The sequence below is a fragment of the Chitinophaga terrae (ex Kim and Jung 2007) genome (genome assembly GCF_900107795.1).
Lineage (GTDB): Bacteria > Bacteroidota > Bacteroidia > Chitinophagales > Chitinophagaceae > Chitinophaga > Chitinophaga terrae.
Genome location: NZ_FNRL01000006.1, coordinates 66,261 through 81,039 on the forward strand (window position 1 = coordinate 66,261; position 14,779 = coordinate 81,039).

Sequence of the window (14,779 nt, forward strand, 5' to 3'; positions counted from 1 at the left end):
TTTAAGTTACCTTGGAAAAATAAGAAAACAAAGGTTGAGCCGGAAATTATTTTGAACGACCTTTAAGGTAAGATTGTTATTTCCAAAAATGTGAATGTTTTATGGATTTTGGTCGCGTTCCTACCGCTGCCCTGGCGGATATAGACTTTAAGCTCCCCGCCGAGCCGGTATTCAATAAAAAAGTGCTGAAAGGCAAGCCTGTTAAAAAACCGCTGATCTATACCGGTTGCGCCAAATGGGGCATCAAGGAATGGGTAGGTACTTTGTACCCGGCCGGCACCAAAGAGTCCCAATTCCTGGGCGAATACGTTCATCACTTCAACAGTATTGAGCTGAATGCCACCCATTACCAGGTTTACGGGCCTTCAACCATCGCCAAATGGGCGGAAAAAGCCAAGGGGCGGCATTTCAAGTTCTGCCCCAAGGTTCCGCAAACCATCAGCCATTTCAGCAACCTGGTCAACGCCGGCGACAAAACTTCCGCCTTCCTGGAGGGAATTATGGCGTTCGGAGAACACCTGGGTCCTATCTTTCTCCAGCTGAGCGATAAGTTCAGCCCGGCCAAAAGAGACAACCTGTATGCCTATTTGCGCAGCCTGCCTACCGATCTGCAGTTCTTTGTAGAGCTGCGGCATCCCGAATGGTTTGCCGATGAAGCGATCCGGATGGAACTTTTCGAGACCCTGGCGAAGCTGAAGATAGGCGCGGTTATAACCGACGCCGCCGGGCGCCGGGATGTGCTGCATATGCACCTGCCCATTGCCAAGGCATTCATCCGCTTTGTGGGCAACAGCCTGCATCGTACCGACTACGAACGGATAGACGACTGGGTTAACCGCATCAATTTCTGGGTTGAGAACGGCCTGAAAGAATGCTACTTTTTCATGCACATGCACGACGAGGCCACTTCTCCGCAATTGGCGGCGTATGTAGATAAAATGCTGACAAAAACGCTGACCCTGGCGAAGTAAGAGGGAAAGCGCCGCCGGATATATAATTATTCTTCCTACTATGTCGTTCGCCTGAAAAACTTTGCCTGCAAAAAACGCGATTCATATATTATTTTCGCCCTTCGAAACAATTAGGTAAATACCATGATGCGCGACAAGCTGGAACAATTAGCCGGAAAACTGGATGGGATCCTCTATACAGATGAAACGATGCGAACCCTCTATGCTACGGATGCGTCGGCGTACCGGGAAATGCCATTGGCAGTGGCCATACCGGAACACACAGAAGACCTGAAAACTCTTATCAGTTTTGCGCGTGAAAACAAAACCAGTTTAATTCCACGTACTGCCGGCACCTCGTTAGCCGGACAGGTTGTTGGTAACGGGATCGTTACCGATGTATCCAGGACTTTTACAAAAATATTGGAACTGAATAAAGAAGAAGGATGGGTAAGAGTGCAGCCGGGAGTGATCCGGGATGAACTGAACATGTTCCTCAAACCTCACGGGCTTTATTTCGGCCCCGAAACTTCTACTGCCAACCGCGCCATGATCGGCGGAATGGTAGGCAATAATTCATGCGGCTCCAACTCCGTTGTTTACGGCAGTACCAGGGAACACCTGCTGGAAGTAAAGGGATTGCTCAGCAACGGCGAAGAAGTGACCTTTGGCAGTATGGACGCCGAAACCTTCCACCAGAAGTGCGAAGGCCCCGATACCCTGGAAACCAGGATATATAAACAGATCCGCTCCCTTCTAAGCAATCATAACAACCAGGAAGAGATCAGGAGAGAATTTCCTAAAAAGAGCATTCCGCGCCGCAATACCGGCTATGCCGTTGATATGCTCCTGGAAACCAATCCTTTCACCGCCGGAACGGAAGACTTCAACTTTTGCAAACTGATCGCCGGCTCCGAAGGTACCCTGATGTTCCTGACCGAAATTAAACTGCATGTAGACCCGCTTCCTCCGAAGGAAACAGGTTTATTATGCATACATTTTAACAATGTAGATGAATCACTGCGCGCCAACGTGCTGGTAATGGATTTCAAACCAAGCGCCAGTGAACTGATAGACCATTATATCCTGGAATGTACCAAAGATAATATTGAACAGAGAAAGAACCGTTTCTTCGTACAGGGCGACCCTGGAGCTATCCTGGTGATCGAGTTTTGCAGGGAAACAAGGGAAGAGATAAAAGCCATGGCCGATAAAGTGGAAGCTACATTACGCGCTGCCGGCCTGGGTTATCATTTCCCGCTGCTATTCGGCGAAGATACCAAGAAGATATGGGCGCTCCGGAAAGCGGGACTGGGCTTACTAAGCAACCTGCCGGGCGATGAAAAAGCGGTACCGGTGATCGAAGATACTGCTGTGGCGGTAGAAGACCTTCCGGACTTCATCAGGGACTTCAACGATATTCTCAAACAATACAACCTGTATGCAGTGCACTATGCGCATGCGGGAAGCGGCGAGATACATCTTCGCCCTATCATCAACCTGAAAACAAAAGAAGGCAACCTCCTCTTCAGGAAAATTGCAGAAGAAATTGCCACGCTGGTTAAGAAATATAAAGGCTCCTTAAGCGGAGAACATGGCGACGGCCGCTTACGCGGAGAGTTCATCAAACAAATGGTTGGCGACAAGAACTATGAGCTGCTTCGCCAGATCAAATATACCTGGGACCCGGAAAATATCTTCAACCCGAATAAGATCGTAGACACGCCGTCTATGAACAGCATGCTGCGGTACGAACCGGGGCAGAAAGTACCGGCTATCCCCACTATCTTCCGTTTCCCCGAGCAAACCATCCTGCAACATGCAGAGCAATGCAACGGGTCTGGCGACTGCCGTAAAACGCAGTTGAGCGGCGGCACCATGTGCCCAAGCTATATGGCCACCCGTAACGAAAAGGATACCACCCGCGCCAGGGCCAACATCCTGCGCGAATTCCTTACCCACAGCCATAAAGAGAACCGCTTCGATCATAAAGAGATCTACGAGGTGCTGGATCTCTGCCTGGCTTGTAAAGGCTGTAAGTCAGAATGCCCATCGAACGTGGATATGGCAAAACTGAAAATGGAATTCCTGCAACATTATTATGATGCCAACGGGGTACCGTTACGCGCCAATATGGTAGGAAATTTCAGCAAGCTATCCAAACTCGCTTCTCTTGCGCCAGGCATCTACAACGCCAGCGTAAACAGCGCCGTGATGGGAGGCCTGATCAGGAAATTCTCCGGTTTCGCCAGCAAACGCTCTTTGCCGACCTTACATCATATCACTTTACGCAAGTGGTTCAATAATAAATGGCCGAAGGAAAAAACCAATACGGCCACCGGCAGGAAAGTATACCTGTTCTGTGATGAGTTCACCGATTTCAACGACACAGAAATTGGTATCAAAGCCGTGAAGCTGTTACACAAGTTAGGGTACGACGTGCAGATGGTTGAACACCCTGAAAGCGCCCGCGCATACATGTCTAAAGGTTTGCTGCGCAAAGCCCGCGTACTGGCGGACGAGAATGTGCGCATATTCAGCGAGATCATTTCCGCGGAAACGCCTTTGTTAGGCATAGAACCTTCTGCAATCCTGAGTTTCAGGGACGAATACCCCGACCTGGTATCAGAACCGCTGCGACTGAAAGCAAAATCGCTGGCCCCGCATGTTTACCTGATAGATGAGTTCCTGGCTAACGAAGCAGACAAAGGACATATCACCGCAGCACAGTTCAGGACCGACAAACAACATATCAAACTGCATGGTCACTGCCAGCAGAAAGCGTTATCGTCCGCTCTTTTCAGCAAGAAGATGTTGTCTATTCCCCAGAACTACAGCGTGGAGGTGATCCCTTCCGGCTGTTGCGGAATGGCAGGTTCCTTCGGTTATGAAAAAGAACACTACGACCTCAGTATGCAAATTGGAGAGATGGTATTGTTCCCGGCTGTAAGAAATGCGAAGGAAGGGACTATTATCGCGGCTCCCGGCACCAGTTGCCGCCACCAGGTTAAAGACGGTACAGGCGCTAAAGCCCTGCATCCTGTAGAGATCCTATATAACAGTTTAGCATAAACGATTTGGGAAGGGCTTAAACCCTTCCCAAATACAATGCAGTATCGTAATGAAATGTTACCATGCCGTTCTGCTGGTATTTATTGAAGATATCTTCCAATGCTTTAATCATTGGCTCGTAGGAAGGATGACCTTCTTCCGGCACATAGGAAGACGATAGCATTCTTCCCTTCAATGCGGTGAAATCAAACGCCTGGGTATTCAGGAACCTTTTCTCTACCAGCGTACCGGGTATAAAGAAATCTACCAACTGCTCCAGCCCTACATTACGGTGATCCATATCTTTATAGTTGATAGCGTATTTATGCAAAATATCTTCATACGCCTTCTCAAAAGGCAATTTTGATTTTCTTACATTCCACATTAATACAACCCAGGCATCTTCCTTCCCTATTCTCCTGAACTCTGCGGTTGCTGCCGGCTGATCGAACCAGTGGAAAGCGGTGCCGACCACGATCAGGTCTACAGACGCATCGGGGAGTTTGGTATCTTCCGCACTGCCGTCAACCGCTTCAAAATTGGGGAAGCGGCCCAGCAGTTTCACAGCCATCTCTCTCATTGCCTTGTTGGGCTCTACTGCATATACCTTATTCCCATTGTCGAGGAAGGGTTGAGATGAAATACCTGTTCCTGCGCCGATATCAGCAATAATGCTGTCTTTCTTCAACCGGATCTCTTCCTGTAAAAAAGGGATCACAGCTACCGGGTAATGCGGCCTGTATTTTACATAGTTCTCTACTCTGCTGGTAAACCTTTCTGTGTTTTTCATATTTATAAATGTACGGCTATTCACCTAATCCTTTAGGCTTTTTCTGTTCATTGCCATAGGTTTCCAGGTCGGCCAGTTTCTTTTTACCATAAGAATACTTAGTGATCAGTACATACAGCACCGGTACGGTAAAGATACCCAGCAGAGTGGCTGCCAGCATACCTCCTACCACCGTAAACCCGATATTGACACGGGATGCGGCGCCAGCGCCTTTGGCCAGGCAAAGCGGGAGCACGCCCAATATGAACGCGAAGGATGTCATCAGGATAGGACGCAAGCGGAGTTTTACCGCTTCGATCGTTGCCGCTACCAGCGGCATTCCCCTGTCGACACGCTCTTTTGCAAACTCCACTATCAGGATTGCATTTTTTGCAGCCAGACCAATGAGGGTGATCAATCCGATCTGCGAGTAAACGCTGTTGGCCTGTTTGGAGATGAACAATGCGAAGATAGACCCGAACAATGCCAGCGGTACGGCCAGCAATACCGAGAAAGGTACAGACCAGCTTTCGTACAACGCCGTCAGCAACAGGAATACGAAGAGGATAGACATGCCGAAAATAAGCACGCTCTTGTTACCGGCTTCAATTTCCTGGAGTGAGATGTTTGCCCATTCGTAGCCGAAATTATCCGGCAATACCTGGGCTGCTACCTCTTTCAGGGCATTGATCGCATCGCCAGAACTGTAGCCTACCTGGGCGTCGCCGTCGATCTCCACGCTCCTGTAAAGGTTAAAGTGGTTGATAACGGGCGCCCCTGCAGCTTTTTTGGTAGTGATCACTGCGCTGAGCGGCACCATTTGCCCTTGCATATTCCTTACATAGTAAGTGTTCAGGTTATTGATAGAAGAACGATAGTTGGAATCTGCCTGCAACACTACCCTGAAACTGCGGCTGAACCTCGTAAAGTCGTTTACATACACGCCGCCCAGGAAAGTTTGCAGGGCTGTAAACACATCACTAACGGGAACGCCTAATTGTTTACACTTGTCCCTGTCTACATCCAGGTTGAACTGGGGGGTGTTGGCACTGAAGAACGCGTAGGCCCTGGCAATTTCAGGCCGTTTATTTGCCGCCATGAGGAACTGTCCCATCACCTGCATGAACTGGTTGATATCCGGATCGCTGCGCTGCTCCATGATGAACGAGAAACCGCCGGAGTTACCCAACCCGCGCAGGGTTGGCGCCGGGATACAGATCACCGTAGCTCCCAGGATGCGGCCTGTAGCCGCCTGTAGCCGGCCTACTACCTGGCCGATGTTATCGCCTACTTTATAACGGTCGTCCCAGGGCTTCAAGCTCACGAAGAAAGTACCGGAGTTGGGTTTCGTAGCATTAGCCACGAAGTTGATACCTGCAATTCCGAAGAAATGCGAGACTGCGGAATCTTTTCTAAGTATATCCCCTATCTCGTTTACCACTTCCTTGGTACGTTCCGTAGAAGAAGCTTCCGGCAATTCCAATGCGATGAATAAGGCGCCCATGTCTTCCTGCGGTACGAAAGTGGTCGGCGTTTTCTTAAACAGGTAGAAAGCCGCTACCAGCAGGATGGCCATTACGATAAGGATAACCGGCGTGCGTTTGATCGCATGCGATACCAGGTTGCCGTACCTGTTGGTGAAACGCTCGAAATATTCGTTGAACTTGGCGAAGAACTTATTAATACCCCTCGGCTCTCTTTTATCCTTCATCAGGTCGGCCGGCCGCAACAGGATTGCGGTTAGTGCAGGCGTAAGCGTTAGCGCCAGGAAGGCCGACAACAATACCGAGAAAGCGATCGTTAATGCAAACTGCTGGTATAAGCGGCCCGATACGCCCGGGATAAATGCCACCGGCACAAACACCGCCGCCAGGATCAGGGCAATGGCGATCACCGGCGCCTGGACTTCCGACATAGCTTTGAAAGTGGCTTCCAGCGGCGACATCAGGTCGGCGTCTATATGGTGTTGCACCGCTTCCACTACCACAATGGCATCATCCACCACTATACCGATCGCAAGTACGAAACCGAATAATGTTAAGGTATTGATAGAGAAGCCCAGCAACTGGAAGAAGATGAATGTACCGATCAGGGATATAGGGATCACCAGCACGGGGATCAGCGTAGCCCTCCAGTTCTGCAGGAATATAAATACTACTACGATCACCAGCGCCAGCGCTTCGAGGAAAGTGTGTATTACTTCGTTGATGGATATTTTCACGAAGGAAGTGGTTTCAAAAGGCACCAGCCAGTTCACATCTTCAGGGAAACGTTTGGCAAGTTCGGCCATCTTGGCCAGTACCACGTCGTTCACATCCAGGGCGTTGGCGCCTGGCGAGAGGTAAATTGCCATACCGCTACCTGTTTTTCCGTCTGCCTTGGCTTCAATGGCATAAGTGAATGAGCCCAGGTCTATTTTCGCCACATCTCTCAGTCTTATCAGTCCGCCGTTCGCACCGGTCGCCACTACTATGTTCCCGAATTCTTCGGAGGTGGCTAAACGGCCTTTTACGCTCACGGTATATTCAAATGCCTGTTTGTTACCCATGGGAGGCGCGCCAACGCTACCGGCGGGCACCTGCCTGTTCTGTTCTGTAATAGCGGCGGCAATATCGCCAGCCGTCAGGTTAAGGGCAGCCATCTTATCCGGGTTCAGCCAGATGCGCATGCTGTAATCCTGCGAAAAGGCGTTTACGTCGCCTACTCCTTTGATACGGGCAATTTCAGGTTTCAGGTAAATGTTGACGTAGTTGTCCAGGAACTCCCTGGTATGCGTTCCTTTGGGCGAGTTGAGGGCAATCACCATCAACATGTCATTGGACCTTTTTTTAACGGTTACGCCTACCCTGCGTACTTCATCAGGCGTGCTGGGTAAAGCCAGGCTAACGCGGTTCTGTACATCGAGGGTAGCAATATCCGGGTCGGTGCCCAGCTGGAAGGTGACGGTAATACTCATTGAACCGTCGTTTGCACTCACCGACTGGATGTACATGGCGCCGGGAGTACCGTTCACCTGGTTTTCAATAGGCGTGGTCACGGTTTCTTCTACGGTCGTAGAGTTGGCGCCTACGTAGTTGGCCCTCACGTCGGTTACCGGCGGCGCAATATCGGGCAATTGCGCAATTGGCAGGTTAAACATGCATATGAGCCCAACGATCACGATGATAATCGCAATTACAATCGTCGTATTTTTCCGCTCTATAAAGGTTTTTGAGATCATATCCTGTTGATAATTTTGTTAGGATTATTTACCTCCTCCGGGCGCCGGCGCAGGTCCTGCTCCCGCCACATTCACAGTATCTCCTGGTTTTACTTTTTGTATACCATCCACCACTATCCGGTCGCCCGCCTGCAAGCCTTCTTTCACGATAAGCATCGTGTCGGAAACTGGTCCGGGTACGATATGTTTGGATGAGGCGACATTATCTTTAGACAGCACCCATACGCTGGTTTCAGAGAGGTTCTGGACAATGGCCTTATTTGGAATGGCCAGTTGGGTGGCCGGTGTGGCATATTCCATCACTATTACAATGCTCATCCCGGATTTCAGCATCCCGTCCTTGTTCTGGAATACCAGGCGGACTTTCATCGTTCCGGTAGCCGGATCTACGATATTGTTGAGCGTTTCTATCCGGCCAGGTTCGCTGTAGCGGGTACCATCGCCGAATTGAATAAAGAACTTTTGTCCATCGCCCTGCCCTTTCTGCATCCTGGTGAATTCGGGGAGCCTGGCCTGGGGTACATCCATATCGGCGTACATGGGATGTTCGTTCACGAGGGTGTTGATCACTGTTTGGCCTGCGTTCACGATATCTCCTACTTTGATCTGTACGATACCGATCTTGCCGGCAACGGGCGCTTTCACTATTGCGTGGCTGACGTCAGTGCCGGCCCGGGCAACGGAGGCTTTGGCCGCGGCCACATTGGCCTTGGCGGTCAATACGGCGGTATATGCCTGGTCTACCGTCTGTTTGGAAATAGCATCGCGTTCCAGCAGGGTTTTATATCGTTCGTAGTCGCGCTGTTTCTGGGCGAGGTCGGCTTCGGCCTGTTGCTGGGTTGCAGCTACCTGGCCGTATGCCGCCTGGTAACGGCTCATATCAATATCATAAAGGGGCTGTCCTTTTCCAACGGTGCTTCCATCGGCAACCCGGATCCTTTCCAGGTACCCGGTAACGTCTGAACGCAGTTGAACAATATCATGGGCTACCAGGGTAGCAGGGAACTTCTCATCAACCGTATAGGAAGAGGGCTGTACGGTGTACGTAGTTACAGTTGGCTTCATCATAGCCATCATGGCTGCCTGCTGTTGCTGTTTCTTACTGTTTCCGCAGGCTACACAAAGTACCATTCCAGCTATGTAAAGGGTCCGCTTATAATTGAATAGATACATATAAGAGATTAATTGCGTATTTATGAATGCTGATACTTATCTGATTTTACCCATGGCCTTATCCAGGTCGGTTTTACTGATCAGGGTGTTGAGTAACGCGGTTACATACTGCACCTGTGCATTTTTCAGTTCACTTTCAGCCGATGTCACATCGAGGCTGGTAGCAACTCCCTGTTCAAACTTCAGTACGATCCGTTCGTAAATGCCCTGGGTTAGCTCCATATTCTCTTTCTGGGTATTATATAGCGCTTTGTTGTTCAGGTATTGGGTATTGGCATTGGCCACTTCCACCTTGATCTGCTGGCTCAGGTAGGCCAGGTTGTTCCTCGACTGGTCGAGGGTAATTTGCAGCTCCCGGATCTGGTGTATCCTTTCCGTGCCTGTAAAAATGGGCCAGGAAAGGGATAACCCTAATGCAGATGCGCCATAGCCGTGTTTATAAAGGTCGCCGAATGAACCGGCGAAATAGTTCCAGCCATAGTTGATATACCCGCTTAAAGACGGGAGGTACTGCATTTTTTTGCTCCGGAGGTTCAATTCGTTCAGGGCGATCTGGGTATTTTGAATCCCGTATTCGATCCTGTCTTCCACCCGGTAATTGACCGTATCTTCTATATAATTACTGTTAACGGAGAAATCCTGGACTGTTTCCGTTAATTCCAGCCTGGCTTCCTGGGGCATGCCCATCTGGAACTTCAGTAACTGTGTTGAATACACGAGCAGCCGGATATTATTTTCAATATCGGTGACCACGTTGTTATAGGAAACCTGGATCCTGTCTACATCTATCCTTTCAGCTACCCCCACGTCATACCTTGCTTTGGTATCTTTCAGGGTTTTGGCCAACTGCTCCATATTAGACCTGGATAAACGGATGTTTTCCTGGTTGGCGAGTACGGAGTAGTAAGCCTTGGTAATGGCTACCCGGGTATCGATCTCGGTACGTTTATAGTTCCGCTGGGCGAGATCTTTATACACCCTGGAAGCTTTTAGCCCGATAAAATAATCGCTGTTAAAGATGGTTTGGTTGATCTGGCCGGTAGCGGAAGAAGCGAACCGGGTACCAAACTGAACGGGGATCTTGACATTAGGATCAGGCCCCGTGAAATCGGGTATCAGCTGGGTGGCCAGTTTCAGGTTGTCCACGAAGTTGGCGTTGATCTCACCATGGGGAAATAACCTGGCGGTAGCTTCCTTTATCTGTTCCTGCGAATACCTGACATCCAGCCGGGCATTCACCACATCGTTCTGATGTTGCAATCCATATTGTATGCAGTTGGCCAGGTTGAAGGCATAGTTTCCCGGTGTCAGCGTATCTGCCTGCCCGTAGACCACTGTTCCCGACAGTAAAAGAAGGAAGGGAAATAGAAAAATACGACGATGCATACTTATTATTTGAAAGAATATGGTGATCGATAAAGACCTAACAAATAAGCATTAAAAAGGTTGTATGGGTTAGCTTATTCATTCTGTTCACAAGACCGGATTTTCGTATATTTCAGGAAAGTTCATGTTAACTAATGTCTATGTCTGTTATTAAGGAGCCCAAGGCATCGCACCGCGAGTTTGAACTGGAGCGACTGATCCTATTCAGCGATGCTGTATTTGCCATCGCCATAACTTTATTGATCATCGAAATCAAACTACCCGCTTTCCCCGCCAGGTATTCATCCCAGGACTATTGGGAATTATTGAAACCCACAGCAATGGAATTCTTTGTTTTCACAGCCAGCTTTGTTTTTATAGGGAATTTCTGGATAAGGCACCTGAACTTATGTCGTTTTCTTCAACACTATGATAACGGGTTAATTCACAGGAATCTTTTCTTCCTGTTCTTTATCGTGTGCTTCCCTTTTTCGACCAGCGCCCTGTTGAAAACCAACGCTCATTTCATGCTGCCGTTCTTTATTTACCTGTGCAACCTAGCGGGTTGCCTGGCCGCCCTTTTCTGGATCAGTTACTATGTTTTCCAGCGGAACCCCGACCTGGCGGCTCCCGGCCATCAAACCGAAAAAGAATTGTTATACCAGCGGTGTAAATATGGTTTCCTGACAATGGCAACCGGGTTTACCTGTATTGTGCTGATTTATTTCTGGTATCCTGAAAATGCCGCCTACCAGCGGGCCAGCTACTTCGCCATTCCTTTACTGGCTGTTTTCAACCACTTCCGGCTAAAGATCAAAAAAAGAAATACCCTGAGACTTGTTCATAAGATGAGTTCTTCCCAGTAGCTCTATAAACGAAACGCCTATGTTGGAACTGAACAAAAGAGATGCAGAATTAATTGAAAATGCCATCAGGTCCTGGCAACAGGAGTCCTTGATCAGTGAGGAACAGGGCAGATCATTAAAACAGTCTATCAAGGTAGTGAGCGCCGACTGGCAATCATTATCCCTTTATATTTTTATAGGGGCGGTATCCTGCGCCCTGATGTCTTTTGGCGCATTGATCCTGGACGAGAAATGGATAGAGATCTTAAAACGCAAGCTGTCGTTAACCGATGGGGTGATAGCAGGGTTGTTCCTGTTACTCAGCGCATTTCTTTGTTACCAGGGTTGGAAAAGGAATAAACAACAGTCTTTTTATTCCTTCAACCGGGAGCTATTCTGGTTATTGCCGGTATTGAGTATAGGCGTTTTCGTTGTATACGCCGGTAAAAGTGTGGGCTATTTCGATAAAAACTATGGTCTTTTCTGGTTGCTGGCAACATTTTGCTATGGCATAACGGGGATCGTGTTCAGATCCAGGCTCTTATGGCTGGCCACATTACTGTCGCTGATCCCTTCCTATGTGAAGTTAAGCACCTGGATCTCCCACGATGAGCATTTGTTCCTTGGCATGAACCTGCCCTGCCGCATGGTGTTGCTGGCGGCGCTGATCATTTTGCTGGGCTGGGTCCTGCGCCGGCAGCGGGTATATCAGCCCATCGCCGACATGACCTGGAACGGGGGCTGGCTGTTATTCCTCGTTTCCGGCTGGCTGATCTCCATTTTTGGCAACTGCGGCACCTGGGAAGAATGGCAGCAACTCCGGCAGGTTCACTTATTGCAATGGGTGGTATGGTATACTATCCAATGCATAGCGGTACTGCTATTGGGTTCCAGGCTGAAAGACGAGTTCCTGCGCGACCTCGGCATGCTCTTCCTGCTGCTGGACCTTTACACCAGGTATTTTGAATACCTCTGGGACTTTACCAATAAAGGACTATTCTTCGGAGTGCTGGCATTGCTTGGATGGTGGACGGGCAAACTAGTGGAAAGAAGAATGCGCAAGCGGAGCTGATACCGCCGGCAACTGGTACCTGCCGGTATCTTTGATACTCCAGTCTGCATTCCCGGTGATCCAGGCATGTAACACCGCTACGAACCTGATCAACTCATAGTCCGACTCCAGTCCTGTGAGCGGTAATAATTTCTCCAAAGCCACAAAAATTGCAGTTTCTTCCTTCAACATTCCCCAGGCTTCGTTGATGGCTTCCTGCAAAGAGCATTGCCTGTGATGCTGCAGCACCAGTACCAGATTATGTACATCTCCCTGCCTGCTTTCTTTGATGCAGGAGAAGATGTCGTTCGTCCAGCAAACCAGGTTATTGCAGGCCTGGATCATTCGTTGCAACAGGGCCTGTTCGGCAATTGCCCTGGGTAAACTGATCTTTTCGATGATCTCGACAGCTTCGATATCGGCCAGTAAAGCGCCGGTATAAGGGCGCATGCGGGTGTAATCTTCCACTGATGGAATTACGTCCCGCTCCCTGTTTTCGGCTTCCCAGATGCAGGCGGTAAAATAGTCTTTCACCGTCTGGATGAAACGCAAACGCCAGCCGGGAGTGCTTAATGCGCGCATACGTTCCCAGATGCTGCTGAGAGCAGCCGATAAAGGCTGTCCGTCGCCGGGCCTGCAATACGCATTGGTTTGCAGGATGTCTGTTAACCCGGCCATGATGCTACGGAGGTAATCCGACTTCCGGCCTTCTGCAGCTTCATCACATTTGTCGTCGAGGATGAAAAGCCAGGTGTTGAAATCTGCTATCAGGCAGAGTTCATGCAGGGCCGCATCGGGGAATGCCCTGGCTGCCAGGTAGGCAAATTTTGCTTTGTGAAAACGCTGCCAGGCTTTTTCTGTGTTCAATAAACCCATTTCCTGCACCCATGCGGTAATGTGCTGCTGTGCAGCTTCAGCATGTTGATTAATACGTGACGGAAAGGGATAGCGGATTGCTGGCATTTGAATGTTGGTCATAGTTTTGAGGGTTTATTGGTTAACTTTTGGGCAATACATGGTCAGGTCGTTTCCGACAGTTGGGGCGCAAACCTGCACAAAAGATCATTCTCTATGCCGTTAGCATAAAAGGTGCAAAGTATCCGGTTAACGGTGATTCAACATCAGTTGCTAAAAGTAAAGCGCAGGACTGTTATACTTTGGCAGTTCCAACGTTAACGTCTATATGTTGCAGTAAAAGCGGCCAGGCATGATGAAACCAGGAGGTAAAGGAAGAAGGATCGTTCTCTATTTCTTCCATGATGCGGGATACGGAGAGGTACCGGTAATCGGCAACCTCGGCGGGGTTGGGTTGTATATTCCCGTTATAAGTGCCCAGCAGCACATGATCGAACTCATGTTCGGTAAGGCCATTGTCAAATTCTGTCCGGTAAGTAAAAGAAAATAATTCAGTTAACGCGCAATCAAATCCCAGTTCTTCGTGTAATCGGCGATGCGCGGCGGCGGCTACAGATTCACCGGGAAAAGGATGACTGCAGCAGGCATTTGTCCATAAACCGGGAGAATGATATTTATCAAGCGCCCGTTGCTGCAGCAATATTTCACCGGCATCATTGCGGATAAAAACTGAAAATGCGCGGTGCAGCAATCCTTTGCGATGAGCTTCCATCTTCTCCATCGTGCCTATCTCCTCGTCATGTTCATTCACTAATATTATTTCCGGTGAGTTCATAGCAGCGAATTTACGAATTTATGTGTTTATGTATCAATGATTTTTGAAGTACGGCTCTGCATCTGCAAGCCGTAAAGTGCCATGCCTGTAAATGAGAAATTTAAGACTTATTTTTGCATTTTAATCACAGGCAGATATATGGCGGAAGACTTACATATTGTCAAGGGCGACAAAACAGAACAATACACTTCTTTACTACCACAAATAAAAGGATTGCTTACAGGAGAACCGGACCTGGTAGCCAACCTTGCGAATATGGCCGCTGCACTGAAAGAGCAGTTCGGATGGTTCTGGGTAGGCTTCTACCTGGTAAAGGGCGACGAACTGGTACTGGGCCCCTTCCAGGGACCGGTAGCGTGTACCCGTATCCGTAAAGGGAAAGGCGTTTGCGGCACCAGCTGGGCGCAGGCTGCAACCCTGATCGTACCGGACGTGGAGCAATTCCCCGGGCACATTGCCTGCAGCAGCTTGTCGAGGTCCGAGATCGTTGTTCCGCTGATGAAGGATGGCGAAGTATGGGGAGTATTGGATGTAGATAGTTCAGACCTTGCAACTTTTGATGAAACAGATAAAAAATACCTGGAAGAAATTGTAGCCTTGTTGCCGGGGAATTGATTTATGGCACTGTATATGTGTGATTAGGACATCAATTCATCAGTAATTTT

Annotated in this window: 11 protein-coding genes; 5 read left to right on the top strand and 6 right to left on the bottom strand. The window is 49.1% G+C overall.

The genetic code is table 11. The annotated features are described in order from the left end of the window. Positions 1-101 precede the first annotated feature (101 nt). Together BLV62_RS08115 and BLV62_RS08120 are read left to right on the top strand one after the other, a co-directional pair. Entirely contained in the window at positions 102-971 is an 870-nt protein-coding gene (locus BLV62_RS08115; RefSeq protein ID WP_089760471.1) for a DUF72 domain-containing protein, read from the top strand. Positions 972-1,094: 123 nt separating this feature from the next. Beyond that, on the top strand, positions 1,095-4,022 hold the full coding sequence (locus BLV62_RS08120) for an FAD-binding and (Fe-S)-binding domain-containing protein (RefSeq protein WP_225889542.1): 2,928 nt from the start codon (positions 1,095-1,097) through the stop codon (positions 4,020-4,022). 16 nt (positions 4,023-4,038) lie between these two features. On the opposite strand, the gene BLV62_RS08125 is transcribed toward BLV62_RS08120, so the two are convergent. From BLV62_RS08125 to BLV62_RS08140, 4 genes are read right to left on the bottom strand one after another with little or no spacing between them, the layout of a single operon-like run. After that, positions 4,039-4,791, bottom strand: coding sequence for a class I SAM-dependent methyltransferase (locus BLV62_RS08125; RefSeq protein ID WP_089760474.1), 753 nt, complete (start codon positions 4,789-4,791; stop codon positions 4,039-4,041). A 16-nt stretch (positions 4,792-4,807) separates the two neighbouring features. Continuing rightward, complete coding sequence (locus BLV62_RS08130; RefSeq protein WP_089760477.1) at positions 4,808-7,990, bottom strand: efflux RND transporter permease subunit; 3,183 nt, start codon at positions 7,988-7,990, stop codon at positions 4,808-4,810. Between the two features lie 24 nt (positions 7,991-8,014). Continuing rightward, positions 8,015-9,163 (bottom strand): efflux RND transporter periplasmic adaptor subunit, encoded by a 1,149-nt coding sequence (locus BLV62_RS08135; RefSeq protein WP_089760479.1) that lies wholly within the window; start codon positions 9,161-9,163, stop codon positions 8,015-8,017. Positions 9,164-9,199: 36 nt separating this feature from the next. Next, positions 9,200-10,549, bottom strand: coding sequence for a TolC family protein (locus BLV62_RS08140; RefSeq protein WP_089760481.1), 1,350 nt, complete (start codon positions 10,547-10,549; stop codon positions 9,200-9,202). 140 nt (positions 10,550-10,689) lie between these two features. Here BLV62_RS08140 and BLV62_RS08145 point away from each other — a divergent pair, with 140 nt between their 5' ends. Both BLV62_RS08145 and BLV62_RS08150 read left to right on the top strand, forming a co-directional pair. Then, positions 10,690-11,394 carry a TMEM175 family protein gene (locus BLV62_RS08145; protein ID WP_168927769.1) on the top strand — a complete coding sequence of 235 codons (705 nt, stop codon included), beginning with the start codon at positions 10,690-10,692 and terminating at the stop codon, positions 11,392-11,394. 19 nt (positions 11,395-11,413) lie between these two features. After that, positions 11,414-12,445 (top strand): hypothetical protein, encoded by a 1,032-nt coding sequence (locus BLV62_RS08150; protein WP_089760485.1) that lies wholly within the window; start codon positions 11,414-11,416, stop codon positions 12,443-12,445. On the opposite strand, the gene BLV62_RS08155 is transcribed toward BLV62_RS08150, so the two are convergent. Then, complete coding sequence (locus BLV62_RS08155; protein ID WP_089760487.1) at positions 12,413-13,402, bottom strand: terpene synthase family protein; 990 nt, start codon at positions 13,400-13,402, stop codon at positions 12,413-12,415. The genes BLV62_RS08150 and BLV62_RS08155 overlap by 33 nt on opposite strands. A gap of 172 nt (positions 13,403-13,574) precedes the next feature. After that, positions 13,575-14,114, bottom strand: coding sequence for an isopentenyl-diphosphate Delta-isomerase (idi, locus tag BLV62_RS08160; RefSeq protein ID WP_089760489.1), 540 nt, complete (start codon positions 14,112-14,114; stop codon positions 13,575-13,577). Between the two features lie 138 nt (positions 14,115-14,252). Here idi and BLV62_RS08165 point away from each other — a divergent pair, with 138 nt between their 5' ends. Next, positions 14,253-14,729 carry a GAF domain-containing protein gene (locus tag BLV62_RS08165; RefSeq protein WP_089760854.1) on the top strand — a complete coding sequence of 159 codons (477 nt, stop codon included), beginning with the start codon at positions 14,253-14,255 and terminating at the stop codon, positions 14,727-14,729. Positions 14,730-14,779 lie beyond the last annotated feature (50 nt).

What these genes read in the sequence shown, in the direction of transcription:
- BLV62_RS08115 (WP_089760471.1), top strand. Translation starts at nt 102, where the DNA reads ATGGATTTTGGTCGCGTTCCTACCGCTGCCCTGGCGGATATAGACTTT.
- BLV62_RS08120 (WP_225889542.1), top strand. Translation starts at nt 1,095, where the DNA reads ATGATGCGCGACAAGCTGGAACAATTAGCCGGAAAACTGGATGGGATC.
- BLV62_RS08125 (WP_089760474.1), bottom strand. Translation starts at nt 4,791, where the DNA reads ATGAAAAACACAGAAAGGTTTACCAGCAGAGTAGAGAACTATGTAAAA.
- BLV62_RS08130 (WP_089760477.1), bottom strand. Translation starts at nt 7,990, where the DNA reads ATGATCTCAAAAACCTTTATAGAGCGGAAAAATACGACGATTGTAATT.
- BLV62_RS08135 (WP_089760479.1), bottom strand. Translation starts at nt 9,163, where the DNA reads ATGTATCTATTCAATTATAAGCGGACCCTTTACATAGCTGGAATGGTA.
- BLV62_RS08140 (WP_089760481.1), bottom strand. Translation starts at nt 10,549, where the DNA reads ATGCATCGTCGTATTTTTCTATTTCCCTTCCTTCTTTTACTGTCGGGA.
- BLV62_RS08145 (WP_168927769.1), top strand. Translation starts at nt 10,690, where the DNA reads ATGTCTGTTATTAAGGAGCCCAAGGCATCGCACCGCGAGTTTGAACTG.
- BLV62_RS08150 (WP_089760485.1), top strand. Translation starts at nt 11,414, where the DNA reads ATGTTGGAACTGAACAAAAGAGATGCAGAATTAATTGAAAATGCCATC.
- BLV62_RS08155 (WP_089760487.1), bottom strand. Translation starts at nt 13,402, where the DNA reads ATGACCAACATTCAAATGCCAGCAATCCGCTATCCCTTTCCGTCACGT.
- idi (WP_089760489.1), bottom strand. Translation starts at nt 14,114, where the DNA reads ATGAACTCACCGGAAATAATATTAGTGAATGAACATGACGAGGAGATA.
- BLV62_RS08165 (WP_089760854.1), top strand. Translation starts at nt 14,253, where the DNA reads ATGGCGGAAGACTTACATATTGTCAAGGGCGACAAAACAGAACAATAC.